The following is a 24,357-nucleotide window of genomic DNA, read 5'->3' as shown; positions in this document are numbered from 1 at the left end:
ATATTTTTGGGATGTATTTCAAATTATTTTCATGAAATAAAAGCTACAATAACAATTAAACTAACTAGAAAATTGGGAAAAGCAACATTGCTTAATTTATTAAGATTAAAACTAAAAATAGCATTGCCACTACTTGGTTTTTTAGCTGTAATTAATGGTTTATGGAGTGGTAGTTTGTTAATGCTGGTTAGTCATAAAATAGCGGGTACTCCTTTACCTTTTTTTAATGAATACGACTGGTTGATTTACTTAATTTTTGTTTTGGTTTCTTTTTTGTTGACGTACTTTTTTAATGGTTACATGATAAAAGCTACGTTAATCTTTGGTAAAGAAATGACCCTGCAAATCATAGATAAACTTCGGCTATCGAATTATGAATCTTATTTGCAAATGGGTGAGGCAAGAGTAAGAACTGCATTAGAAGATGTACGTACTTTAGAATCACTTCCTGCAGTTTTTATAACTTTTTTTAACTCACTTATAATGATAGTTGCCGGCTTGGGCTACATGTTTTGGCTTTATCCAAAAGGAGCCTTAACGATAGTCGTTCTTATTATTATATTGGCATTTATTTATAACTATCGAAATGGAATTATTGAAATGGATATGGATGCCAAGAGAGATCTTGATGATACATTTATGAGGTTTTATAACGACTTTTTACATGGTTTCAATAAGGTTAAAATGAGTACTAAGAGAAGTGATTCTATGTTTTTAGAGCACATTACTGAGAATCGTGTTAAAGCCATAAATCTCAATATCAAAGCAGGATTATCGGCTTTTGGTAATGAACTATTAGGAGATTATTTTTTTTATTTTTTGATTGGTACAGTGCTTTTTGTTTTACCTCTTGTTTTTAGCATTGACAAAACGGTTATTTCTGGTTTTATGATTACGTTATTATTTTTAATGGGGCCAATCGCTATTTTAATAAACCTTATGAAAAGTGTTATAGGTTATAAAATTGCCTTTGCAAGAATTAATGAATTCAATGACACTCTCACAGATAATTTGAACGATTCAGATGCATTTCCATTATCAACTTCAAAAAAGGAGTTACTAGTTTTTGAAACCCTTTCTATTAATAAGATAACCTACCAGCACGTTGATGAAAACGGAGATGTTACGTTTGAACTTAAGCCAATTAATCTCAAAATAAATAAAGGAGAAATTATTTTCATTTCTGGAAGTAATGGTAGTGGAAAGAGCACTTTTATCAATTTATTATCAGGACTATATATTCCTAAATCCGGTAAAATTGTCATTAATGATTTAATAATTACAGATGATAATAGATCTCAATATAGAGATATGATATCATGTATTTTTTCTGATAATTATCTCTTTACAGAGAATTATGATAATTTCAATCTCCTTCCGTCTAATAAACACTTAGTAGAGCTTTTGAAAAAAATGAAACTGGACAAAGTTATTCGACAAGATGAAGAAAACAATAGAATATTCCAAAATTTATCCAGTGGTCAACAAAAGCGACTTGCATTGATATATTCAGTATTAGAAGATAAAGATATTTTTATTTTTGATGAGTGGGCTGCAGAGCAAGATCCGGAATTTCGAAAATATTTTTATGAAAATATAATTCCTGACTTAAAAAGTAAAGGAAAAACTGTAATTGCAATCACCCACGATGATGCATATTATCAATACTGTGATCGATTAATGAAATTTAATTATGGAGAAGTGCAAGACCAATTGGTCTAAGAGTTTACTGATCATTTATAAACACTGTTTAATTTAAGAATTTTATTTTCCAAGATCTATTTTAATAAAATAAGCAAGAATAATTTACTATGGAGTTACTTAAAAAGTATCATTTATCTGAATGTGCAAAAATTGTTTCATCTTCATTACCAGGTGAAAAGTCGAAAGTATTGTTGAAATTGCAAAGTGAAATAGAAGGAAGTGTTGTTTCATATCCTAAAAATATGCCAATTGCAATAAAAAGAGCAAAAGGAAGTATAATAGAAGATGTAGATGGTAACCATTTTATTGATTTTTTTGGAGGATGCGGAGTTTTGAATGTGGGTCATGGCAATGAGTATGTATTAGATTATGTTAAGGAGCAACAAGTAGAATTGATTCATGCACTAGATTTTCCAACAGAAAATAAGCTTATTTTAATTCAGCTAATTTTAAAAAAATTACCAGCAGAAATTCAGGACGAATACAAGGTTAGTTTTGGAGGCCCTACAGGTTCAGATGCCATAGAAGCTGCAATAAAACTTGCAAAAATTAAGACAGGACGTGATGGCATTATAGCTTTTACAGGAGGTTATCATGGTATGACTTCTGGAGCTTTAGCAGTAACTTCTGATACTTTTTTTCGCAATAAATTTACATCTCTTATTCCAAATATAAGTTTTGTACCCTACAGTTATTGCTATCGCTGCCCTTTTAATAAAAATTCTAATAGCTGCGATTTTGAATGTGTAAGTCATTTCGAATGGATATTAGATACAGCACATTCTGGAATTGTAGCTCCGGCGGCTATCATATTAGAACCACTACAAGGAGAAGGAGGTAATATTGTACCTAAAGATGGATACTTAGAACGTATCGTAGAAGTAGCTCATAAACATGGTGTTATTGTGATTTTTGATGAAGTCCAAAGTGGTTTTTTCAGAACAGGAAGATTCTTAGAATTTATGAATACAAATGCTGTACCTGATATTATTACATTTTCTAAGGGTTTTGGAGGTATAGGTTTTCCAATTTCAGGATTAATATATAAAAAAAATATAGAAGCCTGGAAGTCGGCGGATCATATAGGTACTTTTAGATGTAACCAGGTGAGTATTGCTGCAGCAAGAGGAGCTTTTGATTTTATTGAAGAATATGATATAGAAAAATATGCTCAGTCTATAGGGGATTATTTGATAGAAAAATTGAGGACATTAGAAACCGACAATCCGTTCATAGGTGATGTAAGAGGAAAGGGAATGATGATAGGAATCGAATTTGTTAAGGATAAAACTACGAAGGAACCTTTTCCGGAATATCTTAAAAAGCTTAGACAAGAATGCTTTCAGCGAGGACTATTATTTGAAGTAGGTGGTCATTATAAAAATGTAATGAGATTGATTCCTCCTTTAATCACAACTCAGAATATTGTTGAATCAGCAATTGAAATTATCAAAGAATCCATAATAGTTTGTATGGAAGAATATTTGGAACCAGCTCTAGAAAAAAATAAAATCATATAATAATGTCGCTAATAAAATCTACTATTCCAGAAGATATAACTTCGAAAGAAACCTTAGTTAAAGTTTTAAGTAATCATATTAGCCAAACTCCAAATAAGGTTATTTATAGATTTTTAGAAAATGGAGAAGAAGAAAGTGATTACAGGACCTTTCAGGATTTATATGATAACGCAAAACGTATTGCATCTCATATATTGGAACATGCAAAACCTGGAGATCGTGTTTTACTTTTATATCCATCAGGATTAGATTTTATTGACGCTTTTTTAGGCTGTTTCCTGGCAGGTGTAATTGCGGTTCCAGCTTTTCCACCACAAGGAAAACGAAGAATAGGCAGATTAGAAAATATTGTAGCTGATTGTAAAGCTACTCTTATTCTGACTATAGAGAGTGTATATACTAAGAGTAGTGGTTGGTTTGATACTGAAATTTTTGCAAATATAAAATGGTTGCAAACCAATGTGTTAGTTGATTTATTGGATAAAGATTTTCCTATTGTATTACCAACAGATACTGCGTTTCTTCAGTACACTTCTGGGTCAACAGGTGATCCAAAAGGTGTTATGGTTACACATTCTAATATTGTGCATAATAATAAATTGATGAAAAACTGTTTTCATCAAAATTCTGAAAGCATAGGGGTTAGTTGGTTACCTATTTACCACGATATGGGACTAATAGGAAATATTCTTCAAGCTTTATATGTAGGGTTTGAAATGATTGTTATGCCACCAACCGCTTTTATACAAAAACCTATTCGATGGTTAAAAGTTATTTCAGATTATAGAGGGACTTTTAGTGGGGGGCCAAATTTTTCATATGATTTATGTGCTAATCAAATTAAAGAAGAGGATTTAAAAGGGCTGGATTTAAGCAGTTGGCAAGTAGCCTACAATGGATCAGAACCAATTAGACCAGAAACCATAAATAATTTTAGTACTAGTTTCAGTTCTATTGGATTTGATGAAACGTATTTAATTCCATGTTATGGGATGGCGGAAACTACCCTAATAGTTAGCTGTTCTAATTTTAATTCAATACCCAAATCTTTATTATTAGATAAAGAAAAATTTCATTCAGGAGAAGTAAAACTTTTCGATAAAGAAGATAAAACATCTAATATTATTGAATTTATAGGTAATGGACCAGTTTTAGAAGAGTTAGAAATTAAAATAGTAAATCCTGATACTAAAATGATATGTCAGGAAAATGAAATAGGTGAAATTTGGATTAGTGGAGCCAGTGTTGCTAAAGGTTATTGGCAAAGAGAGGAATTAACTAAAGATATTTTTCAGGCACGAATTCAAAATTCGGATGCAAATTTAGAGGAATACAAAGAGGAGTATTTGCGTACAGGAGATATGGGTTTTTTAAACGATAAAGAACTTTATATAACAGGTCGTTTAAAGGAACTCATGATCATTAATGGGGTAAATCATTTTCCGCAAGATATAGAACGTGTTGTACAACAATCGCATATTGATTTACAAAACAATGCAGGAGTGGCTTTTTGTATAGAGGCAAAAGGAAAAGAACAATTGGTCATTGTTCAGGAAATTAAAAGAACTTCAATGAAGGGATATGATTTTAATTTCATTGTAAAAAGTATAATTGATAGTGTATTTGAGCAACATGAATTATCTATATATGCAATTGTATTGGTAGAACCAGGAAAAGTTGAAAAAACTTCCAGCGGAAAAATTAAGCGATTAGCTACTAAAATTTTATATGAGTCGGATACTATTGATGGTGTAATGGATCAATGGGAAAGAGGTCAAAGTATAAATAATTCTACTAAAAACCCACAGGAAGATATTGTAGTAAAAGCGCCAATATTACTCAGTGATTTAGAAAAGTTTTTGCGAGAAGCAGTAGCAGCAGAACTAAACATAAGCATATTAAATGTCAATGCACATACTTCATTTTCAGAATTGGGTATGAGTTCTATACAAAGTATAAGACTCACAGGAAAATTGTCTGACTATTTGGGGATAGAAATAACACCAACAATTGTGTATAGTTATTCAAATATAAAGGATCTGGTGGCATATTTAGTATCTAATGAACATATTGAATCAACTTCAAATGTTGAGGAAGAAAAAATATTGAACTCAGAACCAATCGCAGTTATTGGTATGTCTTGTCGTTTTCCAGGCGCGCAAGATCTGGAAACATTTTTAGAAAATTTAAAATCAGCAACAGATTCTATTACAGAAGTACCAAAGAGCCGATGGGAAATTGATAATTTCTTCAGCAGTAAAGAAGAAATTGATGGTTACCAAATGAATACACGCTGGGGAGGTTTTATTGATGCTATAGATGAATTTGACGCTTCTTTTTTTGAGATATCTCCTAGAGAAGCTAAATTTATGGATCCTCAACAACGCATTTTATTAGAATTGACTCATGAATTATTAGAAAGATCAGGATATACTGCAAAAGAACTCAAAGCGTCAATGACTGGAGTATATATTGGTATTCTTCAAAATGAGTATGCATCTTTACTCAAAAACTATCCTAAAGATATGTATTCGGGAACTGGATCGGCATTGAGTATAGCTTCCAATCGGCTATCGTATTATTACGATTTAAAAGGACCTAGTATGTCTATTGACACGGCCTGTTCGTCTTCTTTGGTAAGTATACACTTGGCTATAAAGGATATTCGGAGTGGAGAATGTACTATGGCTATCGCGGGAGGAGTAAATCTTATATTAACACCAGAGTCTACAGTAGCATTATCACAGTCTAGTATGATGGCGGCAGACGGCAGATGTAAAACTTTTGACGATTCAGCTAATGGATATGTAAGAAGTGAAGGTGCTGGACTAGTATTATTAAAACCGTTATCAAAAGCTATAGAAGATGGAGATAATATCATAGGAGTAATTAAAGGATCCGCTGTTAATCAAGACGGCCGAAGTAATGGATTAACTGCTCCAAATGGATTGGCTCAGGAAGAGGTAATACAAGCTGCATTAAAATCTGCAGGATTACACTCAAAAGATGTTGATTATATAGAATCACACGGTACAGGAACATCTCTAGGAGATCTAATAGAAATTAATGCACTAGATACAGTATTTAATAAAGAAAGAGATGCAGACAGTCCTTTAATAATAGGATCTGTAAAAAGTAATATAGGTCACCTAGAAGCAGCTGCGGGAATTGCGGGATTAATTAAGACACTTTTGTGTCTACAGCATTCTATAATCCCGAAACAACTGCACTATAATAAGCCTAATAGATATATCAATTGGGAAAAATTGAATGTATTAATTCCTAATGATTTATTAAAATGGAATCAAAAAAAGAATAGCATACGCAGGGCAGGAGTAAGTTCTTTTGGGTTTGGAGGAACAAACGCACATATAGTTCTTGAAGAAGCTCCCGTGTATCATGCAAAAAAACAAAACGATACGATTTCTTCTCAAAATACAGTGCTGACTACAATATCTGCAAAAGGAGAAAAAGCACTAAAAGCCCAAGTTGTTGCGGTAATTGATTACATTGAGAATAATCCAGAAGTAAAAATAAGCGATTTATCTTACACTTTATCAGTACACAGAGATCACTTTGAAAATAGGTTAGGAATAATTTCTGAAAATAAAGAAGAATTACTTCAAAAATTAAATCAGGAAAATAGCTCATTTCAGAAAACAAGATCGTTAAAGACAGCTTTTTTATTTACGGGGCAAGGTTCTCAATATCTAGGAATGGGACAGGAGTTATATGATACTGAACCAGTTTTTAAGAAAGCTTTGGATATATGTACAGAGTTATTAAAAGCTCATTTAGATGAAAATTTAATTACTGTTTTATTTGCAGAGGAAGGAAGTGAAAAAGCCAAATTTATAGATCAAACCCAATACACACAACCTGCACTATTTGCCGTAGAATATTCACTATATCAGCTTTGGGAGCATTGGGGTATTACACCTACTGTACTAATAGGGCATAGTATAGGAGAAATCGTAGCGGCATGTGTAGCAGGTGTGTTTTCTTTAGAAGATGGTCTTAAATTGGTAGCATCTAGAGGGCGTCTTATGCAAGGAATTACACTTGAAGGAGAGATGATTACGGTACGATCTAATGAAGAAGCTATTTCCGAAATATTGAATCATTATAAAGAAAAAGTTACCATTGCAGCAATTAATACTCCTAATCAAATAGTATTGTCAGGAGAAAAAGAAGCCTTAGAGTCTATCAAAAGTGCATTATCTTTAAAAGGTATTAAGTGGAAAAAATTAAGAGTTTCCCATGCTTTTCATTCTCCAATGATGAAGCCTATACTTTCTGAATTTAAAGCAATCGCGGATACTATTCACTTTCAATCTCCCAAATGTATAGTAATTAGTAATCTAACAGGAACTGTAGCAGGTAAGGAAATAAGTACCTCACAGTATTGGGTAGATCATATTACTTCTCCGGTGGATTTTTTAAAGGGTATGAAGTCATTAGAGAACTTAGAAGTTGATGTGTATGTAGAAATAGGACCAGATCCTGTTTTAATCAATATGGGAAGTCAATGTATATCTGATGAGAGAGCTGATAAAACAATGTGGTTAGCTTCTTTTAGAAAAGGTAAAAATGAGAACCTGCAATTATTAGAAAGTCTAAATGAATGGTATAAAGAAGGAGGAGATGTACAATGGAAATCATTTTATTCTAATAAAGATGTTGTAAAAGTAAATGCTCCAATTTATAAATTCCAACGAAAAAGATTTTGGATAGAAGAAGAACAAATTACTATTTCCAAAGAATCAAATACAATCTCTAGTACTAATAATAAAGATTTTTCAGAAAGCATGATTTTTAAAGATATAGAGAATTTTTTAAAGAATACAATTTCAGCTACGCTACAGATGAAAATTGAAGAAATAGAGCTGCATAGACCATTGTTGAATTATGGTGCAGATTCATTTTCTTTGATGGAAATCATAAATAAGATACGTAAAGAATACAACGTGAAACTTCCAATCCGAAAGATGTTTGAAGATTTAACGAATTTGGATGCAATTATAAAATACATTATTCAGGAAACGGGGCAAACAGAAGTCGTATCTGATAATCATGTAGAGGTTAATAAGACATTTGACACGAATACTTCTTGTAGTTTTAGGGCAAGTTCAAATGGTGAGATTGGTACAGGAAGACATTCAAATAATGGAGAAGAAATAATAAATAAATCGACTGCTGACTATATTAAAACACCGGTAAAAGAAGTAATTGAAAATACCGCAATTGATATTACAGAATTTACTATAATAAGAGAACAATTTGCTGAGCAGAATCGTATACTGTCACAACAAAATCAGATAATTTCTGAGTTTTTAAACACCTCCAGGACATCACAAAATACTGATAAACATACAACGGGAGAAGCATTTGCTGAGGTTTCTAAAAGTACGAACATATTTGATATCGTAAAAAAAAAAATAACAACTAAAGAAAAAGTTAGCCTGCCAGGATCATTTGGCAGTAAAAGCTTTTATTTTCAAAAATTACCAAAAAACCAAGAAGAACAATTACCGCAATTAATAGAGAGTTATACCGCTAAAACCCAGAAATCAAAGTCTTTTGCTATTGAAAACAAAGCTGTTTTAGCGGATTATCGCTCTGCTTATAAGTTCAACATTGCCACAAAAGAAATGGTTTACCCAATAGTGAGTGAACATGCATTTGGTTCTCATTTTACAGATATTGATGGAAATAAATACATTGATATAGTGATGGGATTTGGCTCCTGTATTTTTGGTCATCAACCAGAATTTATTTCTAAGGCAATTCTTGAACAGCATAGTCAGGGTATGATTATTGGCCCTATGAATAAGTTGTCTGGAGATATTGCAAGATTAGTGTCCAAATTAACTGGTGCTGAGCGAGTTTGCCTAACCAATACAGGTACAGAAGCTGTTTCTTTTGCTTTGAGAATAGCTAGAGCTGTTACAAAAAAGAATAAAATCATCGTTTTTTCGGCCTCTTTTCACGGACATGGAGAAATAACACTTGGAGTTCAAGGTGATCAAGAAAATGTTGTAGAATCTTTATCGGCAGGAATAACAGCAAATATGGTTAAAGATTTAATTATCCTTAATTATTCTGATGACGATATTCTAGAACAAATACGCGCACACAAAGACGATCTTGCAGGGATATTAGTAGAGCCTGTACGAAGTAGGTTTCCTGATTCTCAGCCAAAAGAATTGTTACATCAGCTTAGCGAATTAACTAAAGAATTAGATATTCCTTTCATATTTGATGAAATGGTGACTGGTTTTAGAATCATGCCCGGAGGAGCTCAAGAGTATTTTGATATGAAAGCCGACATTGTAATTTATGGTAAAATAGCCGGAGGAGGAATGCCAATTGGAATTGTTGCCGGTTCACCAAAATATCTGGATGCTGTAGATGGTGGTCGTTGGCAGTTTGGAGATGAATCCTATCCTGAAGTAGACAAAACATTTACTGCAGGTACTTTTACACGACATCCATTAACTATGGCAGCATCAAAAGCGGTGCTTACCCGTATTGATGAAATTGGTAAAGAAGCATATCTGGAACTCAATAACAGAACGGCTTCTTTAATGAACCGATTGAACAGTTATTTCGAAAAGGAATCACTACCCATGATGATGGTATATTTTGGATCTCTATTTTCATTTAGATACAAAGCGAATTTCGAATTATTAGCTTTCCATTTGGTTCAAAGAGGAATATATGTATGGGAATCTAATAATCTTTTTCTTTCATTTGCACATTCTGATGAAGATATAGAAGAATTATACAAAGGAATTACAGAATGTGCTAAACTGGTTTATACTTCTTCTGATATTTCTCAAGAAAAGAGTTTGTCCCTGGAGGTTATTGATTATGATGTGCAGGAATCAAATATTTCTAAGGTTAATTTGACTTTAACACAACAGAAGTTTAATCTTCTTCATCAGATTGACCCGGAAAGATCCTTAGCATATACGCAATCTTTCAGCTTACAGATGAAAGGTAAAATTTATGCATCATTGCTGAAAATGGCAATACATAATTTAATAGATAATCACAGTATTTTAAGAACTCGGGTATCAGTAGATGGAGAGCATTTAATTTTTGATCCATCCATTACTTTACCAATAGAAGAAATAGATCTTTCAAAGGATGGATTAAATCAACAAGAAGAGGCTTATAAAGCTTTAGTTAATGAAAACATGCGTACGGCATTCTCATTTACCAACGGGCCTTTTGTACGGTTACAGTTAATAAAGTTTTCTTTAGAAGAGAGTACTTTAATTGTGACGATGCATCATATAATAGCAGATGGATGGTCTTGTGCTTTATTTATTCAAGGGGTTGTAGATAATTACAATTCGTTATTTCAGGGAAAAAAACTTGATTTAGTGCAAGCTGTTGGTTTTTATGAATATACAAAATGGTTGAAAAACAACCTGAACAATGATGATTGGAAGGTTCATGAAGACTATTTTATAAATAAATTTTCTAAAAAATCTTTTTATATAACACTTCCATTTGATAACAGTTTATCAAAATATGGGAACGCAAGTAATTCAGTTTCTTTACGTATTCCTAAAGAAAATATTCTGAGGTACAGAAAATGGAGCAGTCAGCAAAACCTAACGCTCTTCATGACATTTTTGTCTGCATTCGAACTCTTAGTATGTAAAATATGTGAGAAAGATGAGGTTATTATTGGTATACCTGCAGGTGGCCGAACCATGCCGGATATAGAAGAAGCAATTGGAGATTTCTCTCATTTTATGCCATTCTTAATATCTCATAATTCCAAAGATTCTTTAATAGAATATGTAAAGGATCTAAAAAACAGAATATATGAAGCCTATGAGCATCAAGAATATCCGTATGCTAATTTTATGGAATTACTCCAAAAAGAAACGGATATAAAGTATGATAATTGGGTAAATGTTATTTTTAATTTTGATGTTAGTGCTTCCAATACTGATATGGAAAGTGTAGACTTACATATAGTACATAATAAACCAGTTTACAGCGATTTTGACTTAATGTTTAATGCCATTGAGGAATCTGGAGATTTAGTTCTTTCTCTGGACTACAGAGAATCTTTTCTAAGTAATGAACTGGCAGAAGATATTTTAGATTGTTATCAATTTATCTTAAATCAAATCATTGAAAGCGATGGCGATGGAGGCAGTATAGAAGATATACAATTGTTATCTAAAGATAAAAAAGAGCAACAACTACAGTATTTTAATGATAAAGAAGTATCGTATCCAAAAGATAAAACGATAGTTGATTTATTTGAAGAACAGGTATTGCAAATGCCGAATAGTATAGCAGTTGTTTTTGGAAATGAGGAATTAACGTATAAAGAATTAGATGAAAAATCAAATCAAGTAGCACATTATTTGATCCATAAAGGACTAAAATCAGAAGATTTAGTTGGCATATGTGTCGATCGCTCTTTTGATATGATTATAGCGGTGTTTGGTGTTTTGAAAGCAGGTGGAACTTATGTCCCTATAGATACTGAGTATCCTGAAGATCGCATTCATTACATAATTGAAGACAGTAATGCCGTTTTTTTTATAACAGATCAGGCACATGAGTTTTTAGTTGCCAAAAACAAGAAAATACAAATTATTACAATAGATGACAATTGGAAGTCAATAGGTGAACAACCATTAAGTAAGGTTGATTCTATTGTCAAAGCAGATCAGTCTGTTTATGTAATTTATACATCAGGTTCTACAGGTAGACCCAAAGGAGTTATTATTAATCATACGAGCTTATTAAATATAGCTTTATGTTGGGAGTCATCTTACTCTTTGGATAGTGATACTTGCTTATTACAAATGGCAAGTTTTTCTTTTGATGTGTTTTCAGGGGATTTATGCCGAAGTTTATTATTTGGAGGCAGAATGATACTTTGTCCTTCAGATTTTAGGTTGGATCCAGCCAGACTTTATGACCTTATTTTAGAAAAAGGTGTTACTATATTAGAAGGTACGCCAGGTTTAGTGATTCCATTGATGGATTACATCTACGAGCAAAAGTTAGATTACGCTTGGATGAAGTTGTTAATTTTAGGATCTGACGTATGCAGTATTAATGACTTTAAAACAGTGTATACCAGATTTGGTCACGCTATGCGAATCATTAATAGTTACGGAACCACAGAAACAACCATAGATAGCTCTTATTTTGAAACGGATAATGTTGAGAGTCTTGATGGCTTAATTAATGTTCCGATTGGTAAACCTTTATGGAACAATAGTTTTTATATACTCAACACTTTTGAATCATTGGTGCCTATAGGAGTAATTGGCGAACTATGTATTGGCGGAGCGGGAGTAGCAAGAGGTTATTTAAATAAGGAAGAATTAACCAGTGAAAAATTTGTAGCGAATCCTTTTAAAGAAGGAGAGCAAATGTATAAGACTGGTGATTTAGCACGTTGGTTACCCGATGGGAATTTGGAATTTATAGGTAGAAAAGATGATCAGGTTAAGATTCGTGGATATCGTATAGAATTAGGTGAGATTGAGAACGCATTATCAGAATTACCTGGGATTACCCAATGCAGTGTATTAGCAAGAGAAGATATAAATGGTACAAAACGTTTAGTAGGTTATGTGGTATTAGAAGGCGAATTAGATAAGGAGCGTCTTCAAAATCAATTAAAACTAAGCTTACCTGAATATATGATTCCTACGATCTGGATCGCATTAGATGTAATGCCATTAAACAGTAATGGAAAATTAGATAAAAAAGGATTGCCAGATCCTGATAGCTCAGAGTTATCAAGTGAAGAATATGTTGGGCCAACTACAGATTTAGAATTACAACTTGTTAATATATGGCAGGAGTTATTGGGTGTTGAAAAAGTCGGCATCCATGACGATTTCTTTGAACTGGGAGGTCATAGTTTATTAGCAACACGTTTAGTTTCTATGATCCGTAAGGAGCTGATGATAGAGGTTTCTATTCGAGAAGTCTTTATACATACTACGGTTTCTAAATTGGGAACTTATGTGTCCGCCCAATCCGAAGGGATTTTATTACCTACGATTGTCGTACAGGATCGTCCTACTCGTATTCCTTTATCCTTCAGCCAGGAGCGATTATGGTTTTTGGATAAGTTGCAAGGCAGTACAGATTATCATATACCTGTAGTTCTTCGTTTAGAAGGATCTTTAGACGTATCGATATTAGAACAAACATTACAACAAATTATTTCTCGTCATGAGGTATTGCGAACTGTACTTCTTTCAGAAGATGGAATCGGTTATCAAGAAATTGTCAGTGCAGAAGAATGGTCATTGGATAAAGAAGTTGTATCAGATGAATTATTATTAGAAAGTAATATAGCGGGCTATCTGAAGAAACCTTTTGATTTATCTAAGGATTACAAGCTAAGAAGTTGCTTATATGATTTGGGTAACGGAAAATATGTATTAGCCAGTGTATTCCATCATATTGCCAGTGATGGTTGGTCTGGAGGTGTTTTAGTAAACGAATTTATGAAGTTGTATAATACGCTTGAGTTAGATCGAACAGCAACTCTTCCAAAATTGAGTTTGCAATATGCAGACTATGCCATTTGGCAACGAAAATATATAATTGATACTGTTTTAGAAGAACAATTATTGTATTGGGAAGAGAAGCTACAAGATGTTAGCACTTTATCATTGCCAACTGATTATGTACGCCCTTCGGTACATAGTACAAATGGAGCTTGTATTTCTTTTGTATTAGATAAAACGTTAACCGCATCCTTGGATTCCTTATGTCGATCAGAAGGTGTTACGTTGTTTATGTTTTTATTATCAGCCTTCAAGGTTTTGTTGTCCCGTTATAGCGGACAATCTGATATTTGCGTGGGAACACCTATTGCAAATCGTACGCAATTGGAGTTAGAAGATATGATTGGCTTTTTTGTCAACACTATTGCTCTTCGAAGTGACTTGAGTGGAAACCCAAGTTTCAGCGATTTATTAGCAATGGTAAAACAGACAACCTTAGAGGGATATGACCATCAATTAGCTCCTTTTGAAAAGATAGTAGATCGTGTGGTTACTACTCGTGACATGGCTATGAGCCCTTTGTTTCAAGTACTTTTTGTATTACAGAATACGCCTGATGCATCTCGAGAATTAAACTTAGAGGATATTACAATTTCGAATTATAATTTTGAGAACATTACCTCTCAATTTGATTTGATGTTAAATGTATTTGAGGATAATAATGCTATTTCATTGGAGATGTCATATTGTACAACCTTATTTGATAAAGCAACAATAGACCGAATGCTGTTGCATTATCAGGAATTGCTGGTTAGTATTGTGAGCAATATCACGCAGCCTATAGGTAGTTTATCCATGATTTCTACACAGGAAGAATATAAATTATTAAATACTTTTAATGATACTATCCTTGCCTATCCAAAAGATAAAACGATAATTGATTTATTTAAAGAACAGGTAGCAAAGGCTCCGGAAGCTGTAGCAATAGTCTATCAGGGAGAGGAAGTAAGTTATAAGGATTTAGATGAAAGGTCGAATCAATTAGTTCATTATTTGAAATCGACTGGCGTGGTTAAGGATTCTCGAATAGGAATATTATTTAATAGAGGTTTTGATATGATCATTAGTATATTAGGTATTCTGAAGTCAGAATGTACTTACGTTCCTTTAGATCCCTTATTGCCTTCTAATCGTCTATCCTATATACTTGAAGATTCAAGTGTTAATTACCTGCTTTATAGCGAAGAATCTTTACTTTCAGGTTTAGCAGTTTCGGAATATACCCTTTTAAATATTGCACAATCTTATCATTATGAAATTTCAGCAAGCTTATACAAAAGAGAACTTGATTCGGTTGCATATGTAATGTATACTTCAGGGACATCAGGGGTTCCTAAAGGAATCCTTATTAGTGAGGAGAATATAATTACTTTAATTAATGATCCATCTGATAAAATCTCAATAAAAGCTTCAGATCGAGTGCTTCAATGGTCTAATTACGCATTTGATGGTTCAACATATGAGATTTTTGGAAGTCTTTTAAACGGAGCTTCCCTTTATTTAATAGATAATTTAACAGCTTCAGATGCAGGCGCTTTATCTCAAGTTATAAATAAACATGAGTTGAGTATTGTTTTTATCACAACTGCATTGTTTAATTCTTTAGCTGAATATGATCTGTCTTTATTATCCAGCTTGAGACTCTTATTATTTGGAGGTGAAAAAGTTTCAGTACCACCTGTGCGAAAAATGTTAGCTGCATTAGGGCATAATAAGATACTTCATGTATATGGTCCAACGGAGACAACAGTCTACGCTACTTGTTATGTGGTTTCTGATATAGCAGATAATGCAGACACTCTACCAATAGGTAAACCACTTACTAATACAAGTCTTTATGTTTTAAATTCTAATAAAGAATTAGTACCTATTGGGGTTATTGGTGAGTTGGGTATTGGAGGAACAGGAGTTGCCAAAGGTTATCTAAACCAACTAGAGTTAACTAATGAAAAGTTTATAACAAATCCTTTTATAAAAGGAGGAGTGATTTATAGAACAGGTGACTTAGCTCGTTGGTTACCTGATGGTAATATTGAGTTTGTTGGCAGAGGAGATGATCAGGTCAAGATTCGAGGATACCGCATAGAGTTGAGCGAGATTGAGAACGTTTTATTATCTTTAGATGTAGTTATCCAATGTCGTGTATTAGTAAAAGAAGATGTAAGTGGAAACAAGCGTCTGGTGGGCTATGTAGTCTTGGAAGGTGTATTAGATAAAGAGAAAATAGAAGAACAATTAAAATCTATTTTGCCAGAATATATGGTTCCCCAATTATGGGTTGAATTAGATACAATACCACTTACATCTAACGGAAAGTTAGATAAAAAGGCCTTACCTGAATTTGATGGATCTCAATTATCTACACAAGAGTATGTTGCGCCGCGTAATGAAACAGAAATCCAAATAGTAGCTATCTGGGAGTCCTTATTAGGAGTCGCTAAGATAGGAATACATGATAATTTCTTTGAATTGGGAGGGCATAGTTTATTGGTAGTTCAGTTGATATCCCGCCTTCAGGCATTAGATTTTTATATTTTAGTTAAAGATATTTTTGCAAGTCCAACGATAGCTTCAATTAGTAATAAGTTATCTTCGACATCGTTTGTTTATACTGTTCCTGCTAATGGAATTTTAGCAACAAGTGATCATATTACACCATCGATGGTGCCTTTACTTGATTTTGAGCAGAGTGATTTAGATAAGATAGTTGCAATGGTTGCAGGTGGTGTTTCAAATATTGAAGACATCTATCCTTTATCTCCATTACAAGAAGGGATTTATTTTCATCATCTCATGAGCGATACTGCTCAGGGAGATCCTTATGTTCTTTCGAGTTTACTTTCATTTTCAGATTCGAACAAAAGAGCAGCGTTTATTGAAGCCTTACAATTTGTGGTGAACCGCCATGATATTTTACGTACTTCTTTTTTAAGTACTGGTTTACCTAATGCGGTACAGGTAGTGTTGAGAGAAGCTGTTTTATCAATAGAATTAGTAGATAGTTCAAGTTTGGATAACTCCAAAGCTATTTTACCACAGTTAGAATTATTAGTAGCTTCGGGAACCCATTGGATGGATACTTCTAAAGCTCCGTTAATGGAATTAAAATTAGCTGATGATCCTGAGAATGAATCTTATTATCTAGTAGTCTATGATCACCATTTAGTAATGGACCATGTTGGCTTAGAGAAAATCATAGAAGAGGTAACGTTGTATCTCGCAGGAGAAGCGGAAAATCTTCCGATTCCTTTTTTATATAGGGATTTCATTGGGCATACATTACATACACAATCAGTCAACGATGGAGAATCTTATTTTAGATCACTATTGGGAGTAATTAATGAACCAACATACCCGTTTAATTTATCAAATATCTTAGGAAACGGTACAAAAATTGAAGAGTCTACTGTTATTCTTTCTAGAGATTTAAGTACCCTATTGCGTACTGTTTGTGTGAATTTAAGTATGAGTCCTGCAGTATTGTTTCATGCAGCTTTCGGATTAGTAGTAGCAAGATGCAGTAATAAGGAACATGCGGTGTTTGGATCTTTATTTTCCGGACGTTTGCAAGGTTCTTTAGGCGCAGCTGATTCTTTAGGCTTGTTTATAAATACACTACCAGTTGCTTTGGAATTAAAAGGCAGTGTTAGGGAATATTTAGAGGAAGTTAAATTAAGATTAGGAGAACTATTATCTTATGAACAAACCCCTTTGTCTCACATCCATGATTGGTGCGGTATCTCCAATCAAATGACTTTTTTCAGTGCTTTATTAAATTACCGTCATTCTTCATCATCTTTACTAGAAGAGAATAATATCAAAGACTTAGGGATAACGCTAATTGGAGATTATGAAAGGACGAACTATCCTTTTAACTTTATTGTAGATGATTTTGGTGTTGATTTTGGGGTAACGGTACTTGTAGATGCTAGTATTGGGGCAGATCGCATATTTGAATTCATGGAGCAATCATTAATTCAGCTGATAGATGGCTTAACTATTGAAAAAGAAGTAAATATAAATACTTTGAGTATATTATCAAATAAAGAAAAACATCAATTATTGGATATCTTCAATGATACTGATGTTGCGTATCCAAAAGACAAGACTATAGTAAATTTATTCGAAGAGCAGGTTAAACGAACACCTAATACTATTGCAGTTGTTTGCGAAGGAAAGGAAATAAGTTATAAAGAATTAGATCAACGCTCAAATCAGTTGGGGCATTATTTACGGGAAAAAGGAGTAGAGCCGGATGATCTTGTTGGTATCTGTTTGGAGCGTAGTTTAGAGATGCTTATTGGTATTCTAGGAATATTAAAATCAGGAGGAGCCTATGTTCCCATTGATCCAGATTTTCCAAAAGATCGCATAGATTACATGCTCATGGATGCAAGCATTGATTTAGTGTTGAGCAGTGAATTAAGTTGTAAAATTATAGATAAGCGTGAAGGATTGTCAGTTTTATCTTTAGACAGTGATTGGGATGTTATCTCAGGTTACTCTAAAAGAAAATTGAGTCCTATATTATCGCCTTCTAATTTAGCATATGTTATTTACACCTCAGGAAGTACAGGTGCTCCTAAAGGAGTTTTGATAGAACATAGTAATGTAGTTCGACTATTCAGACATGAATCTTGTTTGTATGATTTTGGATCAGATGATGTTTGGACTTTATTTCATTCTTTTTGCTTTGATTTTTCGGTATGGGAAATATATGGAGCTCTATTACATGGAGGTCGTTTAGTAATTGTTTCTAAAGATATCACAAAAGATGCAATTTCTTTTAAGAAATTATTAATTAGTGAAGGTGTAACGGTCTTAAATCAGACACCTAGCTCCTTTTATGTTCTTCAGGAGGAATTTCTATCAGGAAACTTAAAACATTCCGTGCGATATGTAATTTTTGGAGGAGAAGCCTTGAATCCATTTTATTTAAGAAATTGGAAACGAACTTATCCAGACTGCAAATTGATAAATATGTATGGAATAACAGAGACTACCGTGCATGTTACTTATAAAGAGATTAGGGAGGCTGATACTGAATGTCAAATTAGTAATATAGGTTCCGCGATTCCTACTTTAGAATGTTATATTGTTGATTCTTATTTAAACTTATTGCCAATAGGAGTAGAAGGAGAGTTGTGTATTGGAGGTGCAGGTGTAGCACGAGGTTATTTAAACCAACCAGTGCTTACATCAGAGAAGTTTATATCGAATCCATTCAGCAAGAATAGTGATTCCATACTATATAAATCAGGTGATTTAGCCCGTTGGCTGCCTGATGGAAATATAGAATATATAGGTAGGAAAGATGACCAAGTCAAGATTAGGGGGTATCGCATAGAATTGGGGGAGATAGAGGGGGTATTATCGTCTTTATCAGGAATACTCCAGTGTTGTGTATTAGCCAAAGAAGATACAAGTGGCACTAAACGTTTGGTGGGCTATGTAGTAATGGAGGGTTCATTAGACAAAGAGGAATTACAAGAACAATTAAAGCTGAGCTTACCAGAATATATGGTTCCTATGATTTGGGTATCTTTAGAGGTAATGCCTTTGACTAGTAACGGGAAATTGGACAAAAAGGCATTACCGGATCCAGGCGGTTCTAAGCTTTCAAGTAAAGAATATGTAGCTGCGCGTAATGAAAAAGAAACTAGATTGGTAAAGATTTGGAAAGAATTATTAAGAGTTGATAAGGTTGGGATCTACGACAATTTTTTTGAGTTGGGCGGGCACAGTTTGTTGGCGACTCGTTTGGTATCTGTCATTCGTACGGAGTTATCAATTGAGATTTCTATTAGAGATGTTTTTGAGTATACCACGATTTCTGCATTGGGAGCTCAAATATCAGATCAATGTGAAAACGTATTGTTGCCAAGTATTGTAGTAGCAGATCGTTCAGATCGTGTTCCTTTGTCTTTTAGTCAGGAGCGACTATGGTTTTTGGACCAATTACATGGCAGTACTGAGTACCATATTCCAATAGTTCTTCGTTTGGATGGATTATTGGATGCATTTTTATTGGAACGGACCTTGCTAGAGATTGTATTTCGTCATGAAGTATTGCGTACGAATCTTTTATTTGAAGAAGGTATTGTTTATCAAGAGGTGATAGGTTCTGAAAACTGGTCAATGAGTCAATTAGAGATAGAGGATACATCGATTCTAGAAAGTAGTCTACAAGATTATTTAATGCATCCATTTGATTTATCGAAAGATTACAAGTTACGATCATGCTTGTATTGTTTAGGGAACAATCAATATGTTTTAGCAATTGTGTTCCATCATATTGCTAGTGATGGCTGGTCAGGGGGGATTTTGGTAAATGAATTTATGGAATTGTATAGTTCTTTTCAATCTGGTCGTCCGACGGTTTTACCGGAGCTTAGTTTGCAATATTCAGATTATGCTATTTGGCAGCGCAAGTATTTAGAAGATAATATTTTAGAGAATCAGTTGTCGTATTGGGAGAAGAAATTGGAAGGTGTCGGTACTTTATCGTTACCGACAGACCGTATGCGTCCTTCTGTACAGAGTAGCGTGGGAGCGAGTGTTTCTTTTCGACTGGATAAGGGGTTAAGCTCTTCGCTGGAGTCTTTATGCAGAGAAGAGGGAGTAACTTTGTTCATGCTGTTTTTATCCATCTTTAAGGTTTTGTTGTTCCGATATAGTGGACAGCAGGATATTTGTGTAGGAACTCCTATAGCTAATCGTACACAATCGGAGTTAGAGGGAATGATTGGTTTTTTTGTCAATACACTGGCGCTTCGCAGTGATTTGAGTGGTGATCTGAGCTTCAGGGATCTATTGAAAATGGTCAAGCAGACTACTTTAGAGGGATATGACCATCAGCTGGTTCCTTTTGAGAAGGTAGTGGACCGGGTAGTTACTTCCCGAGATATGAGCATGACCCCTTTGTTCCAAGTGATGTTTATATTGCAAAATGCAACAGTAACTAATAAAAAAATAGAATTAGAGAATATTATGATATCAGATTATGAGTTTGATATGGTTACTACGCAGTTTGATTTGACATTGAGTGTATCACAAGTAGATGAAGAGATTTCACTGTACATAAATTATAGTACTGCTTTGTTTGAAAAGGCAACAATCGACCGAATGCTATTACATTACCAAGAGTTGTTGAAAAACGTCGTCGTTGATATTTCCCAGTCTTTGGGCAGTTTATCGATGCTTACCGAAGAAGAAGAACATCAATTATTGAATGTTTTCAATAACACTGATATCGCATATCCAAAAGATAAGACAGTAGTTGATTTATTCACTGAACAGGTTAAACGAACACCAGACGCTATCGCGGTTGTTTATGAAGGTAAGGAATTAAGTTATAAAGAATTAGATCAAAGATCGAATCAGTTGGGGCGTTATTTACGCGAACAAGGCGTAGAACCAGATGATCTTGTTGGTATCTGTCTGGAGCGAAGTTTAGAAATGCTAATTGGTATTCTGGGTATATTAAAATCAGGAGGTGCCTATGTTCCAATCGATCCGGAATATCCAAGAGACCGTATAAATTACATGCTTAAAGATGCTAGTATTCACTTGGTGTTGAGTAGTGAGTTAAGTCGTAAAATTATAGATAAGCGTGAAGGATTATCAATTTTATCTTTAGGCAGTGATTGGGATGTTATCTCGGACTGCTCTAAAAGAAAATTGATCCCTGTATTATCATCTTCTAATTTGGCATATGTTATTTACACCTCGGGAAGTACAGGTGTTCCTAAAGGAGTTCCTGTTGTTCATACTAGTTTAGTTAATTTCTTACTAGGTATGATTAATCGTTTAGGAATGAGTGGTTTGAAGAAATTTATTTCAGTAACAACATATACTTTTGATATTTTTTATTTAGAATTTTTTACTCCTTTATTATTAGGAGCAAAAGTTATCGTCTTAGATAGTATATCCATAAGAGATGCAGATAAACTTCAATCTTTTATAGCTGATTACCGTCCTGATTTTATGCAGGCGACACCATCAACATGGCAAATGCTTATTGATAATGACTGGGACAATAAAGAAGGAGTTACTATCTTAACTGGAGGAGAAGCTATTAAGGAATCTTTAAAGGATAGCCTTACTTCTATAAGTAAATTTGTTTGGAATTTATATGGTCCAACAGAGGCTACTATTTGGGTTACTGCTCAAAGATTAAATCGTTTTCAAAAAGTTAATATAGGGAGAATGACTGATAATGTTAAGATATACATATTAGATAATTATGATAAGATAGTGCCAATAGGAGTAATTGGAGAATTGTGTATCGGAGGCGTTCAGGTAGCACGAGGTTATTTAAACCGAGAAGAATTAACTAATGAGAAGTTTATAGAGAATCCATTTAAGGAAGGTGAACGAGTTTATAAGACAGGCGATTTGGCACGTTGGTTACCTGATGGCAATATTGAATGTATAGGAAGAAAAGACGACCAGGTTAAGATAAGGGGTTATCGTATAGAATTGGGCGAGATTGAAAACGTCTTGTCTTCTTTGCCAGGAGTAACACAGTGTTGTGTATTGGCTAAGGAAGATACAGTCGGCAACAAGCGTCTGGTTGGTTATGTTGTACTTGAGGGGAATTTTGATAAAGAAGTATTGCAAAACCAATTAAAGATCAACTTGCCAGAGTATATGATTCCTCAATTGTGGGTGACTTTAGATGCGATGCCTTTAACCACTAATGGAAAGCTGAATAAAAAGGCACTGCCAGATCCGGATAGTTCAGATTTATCAAGTAAAGAATATGTAGCACCGCGTAACGAAACGGAAGCGCAGTTAGCAGAAATTTGGCAAGAATTATTAGGGATTGATAAGATAGGAATTTATGATAATTTCTTTGAATTGGGTGGTCATAGTTTATTAGCAACCCGCTTGGTGTCTATGATACGTAAAGAACTATCAATAGAAGTGTCTATTCGAAACATTTTCAGATTTAATACAGTAGAAGAGTTAGCATCATATATAATCTATAAAGTAATCAACTCTACTGATACTAAAAAAGGTTATAGTATAAACATCGAATTATAATTTAATAATGCATATGGAATTTTTAAGTTTTTTTGAAAGATTAAATAGAGAAGGAATAAAATTAGTATTAAAAGGTGATTTATTAAGCGTTAAATCAAATACTAATATAGACCCGACAGTATTTTTGGAAATAAAAAATAATAAGGAATTAATTATTCAATATCTAAAGAAGTATAAAGATGAAGATACATCAGAAGAATTATTAAAAAAGATTACTCCTTACAATAGAGATTCTTTTACTAAAATTCCACTATCGTTTAGCCAGGAGCGTTTATGGTTTTTGGATCAGTTAAGTGGTAGTGCAGAATATAATATGCCTATTGCGTTACGTTTAGATGGAGCATTAAATATTTCAATTTTAGAAGAATCATTACAGACTATAGTTTCTCGCCATGAAGTATTACGTACCAATCTTTTGTCAGAAGATGGGATTGGATATCAAGAGGTTATGAGTGCTCAGAATTGGTTTTTAGAACAAGAAGAGGTATTGGATGAAGAGTTGCTAGAGAGTCATTTAAAGACATATTTGAATATTCCTTTTAATCTGTCAAAAGATTATAAAATAAGAGCGCGTTTATACACATTAGGATATGAGAAATATGTTTTGGCTTGTGTTTTCCATCACATAGCCAGTGATGGTTGGTCGGAGGGAATTTTGATGAATGAGTTTACAGAATTATATACTGCATTACAATCTTGTAGAGTTCCTAATTTACCAAAGCTGAATTTACAATACGTAGATTATGCTATTTGGCAGCGTAAGTATTTAGAAGGCTCTGTTTTAGAGAATCAGTTATCCTATTGGAAAGCAAAATTAAGCGGTGTAAGCACTTTGTCCTTGCCAATGGATCATGCACGACCTTCTGTACAGAGTAATGCAGGAGCGACTATTTCTTTAGAACTAGACAAAAAAATAAGCACTTCACTAAGTTCTATATGCCAGGAAGAAGGTGTGACGTTGTTTATGTTATTGTTATCTGCTTTTAAGATTTTATTATCTCGTTACAGTGGACAGGATGATATTTGTGTAGGAACACCAATTGCGAATAGAACGCAATCGGATTTAGAAGGAATTATAGGCTTTTTTGTAAATAGTTTAGCACTTCGCAGTGATTTAAGCGGCGATCAGAGTTTTAAAGATTTGATATCGAGAGTAAAGCAAACAACTTTGGAGGGGTACGATCATCAGTTGGTACCTTTTGAGAAAGTCGTAGATCGAATAGCGATCACTAGAGATATGAGTATGACACCATTATTTCAAGTGATGTTTGATTTTAAAAATAATACTAAAAATTCTAGTAAAAAAGAGGAGAGTTTAGAAGGTATTGTGATTTCAGATTATGAGTTCGATATGGTTACTGCACAATTTGATTTGATATTGAGTGCATCAGAAAATAACAATGATGTTTTATTAGAAATAAATTATTGCACGGCTTTATTTGATAAAGCAACAATAGATCGAATGCTGCTGCATTATCAAGAGTTGTTGGTTAGTATTGCAGACAATATCT

4 protein-coding genes are annotated in these 24,357 nt (G+C 33.6%); all 4 read left to right on the top strand.

Annotation, left to right across the window (positions count from 1 at the left end):
* The first annotated feature begins 72 nt into the window (after positions 1 to 72).
* Complete coding sequence (locus C8P67_RS19695; RefSeq protein WP_170141497.1) at positions 73 to 1,722, top strand: cyclic peptide export ABC transporter; 1,650 nt, start codon at positions 73 to 75, stop codon at positions 1,720 to 1,722.
* Positions 1,723 to 1,811: 89 nt separating this feature from the next.
* The gene (locus tag C8P67_RS19690) at positions 1,812 to 3,224 is read left to right on the top strand and encodes an aspartate aminotransferase family protein (protein WP_115814904.1); all 1,413 of its coding nucleotides are present in this window, start codon (positions 1,812 to 1,814) and stop codon (positions 3,222 to 3,224) included.
* A 2-nt stretch (positions 3,225 to 3,226) separates the two neighbouring features.
* Positions 3,227 to 22,846 carry a non-ribosomal peptide synthetase/type I polyketide synthase gene (locus C8P67_RS19685; protein ID WP_115814903.1) on the top strand — a complete coding sequence of 6,540 codons (19,620 nt, stop codon included), beginning with the start codon at positions 3,227 to 3,229 and terminating at the stop codon, positions 22,844 to 22,846.
* 13 nt (positions 22,847 to 22,859) lie between these two features.
* The coding region (locus C8P67_RS19680) for a condensation domain-containing protein (protein ID WP_245980537.1) at positions 22,860 to 24,357 on the top strand (1,498 nt) is incomplete at its 3' end.

Origin of the sequence: Flavobacterium aquicola (assembly GCF_003385115.1) — a bacterium.
Classification (GTDB): Bacteria; Bacteroidota; Bacteroidia; order Flavobacteriales; family Flavobacteriaceae; genus Flavobacterium; species Flavobacterium aquicola.
Note: the sequence above shows the minus strand (reverse complement) of the source record. Positions and strands in the feature narration are given on the sequence as shown.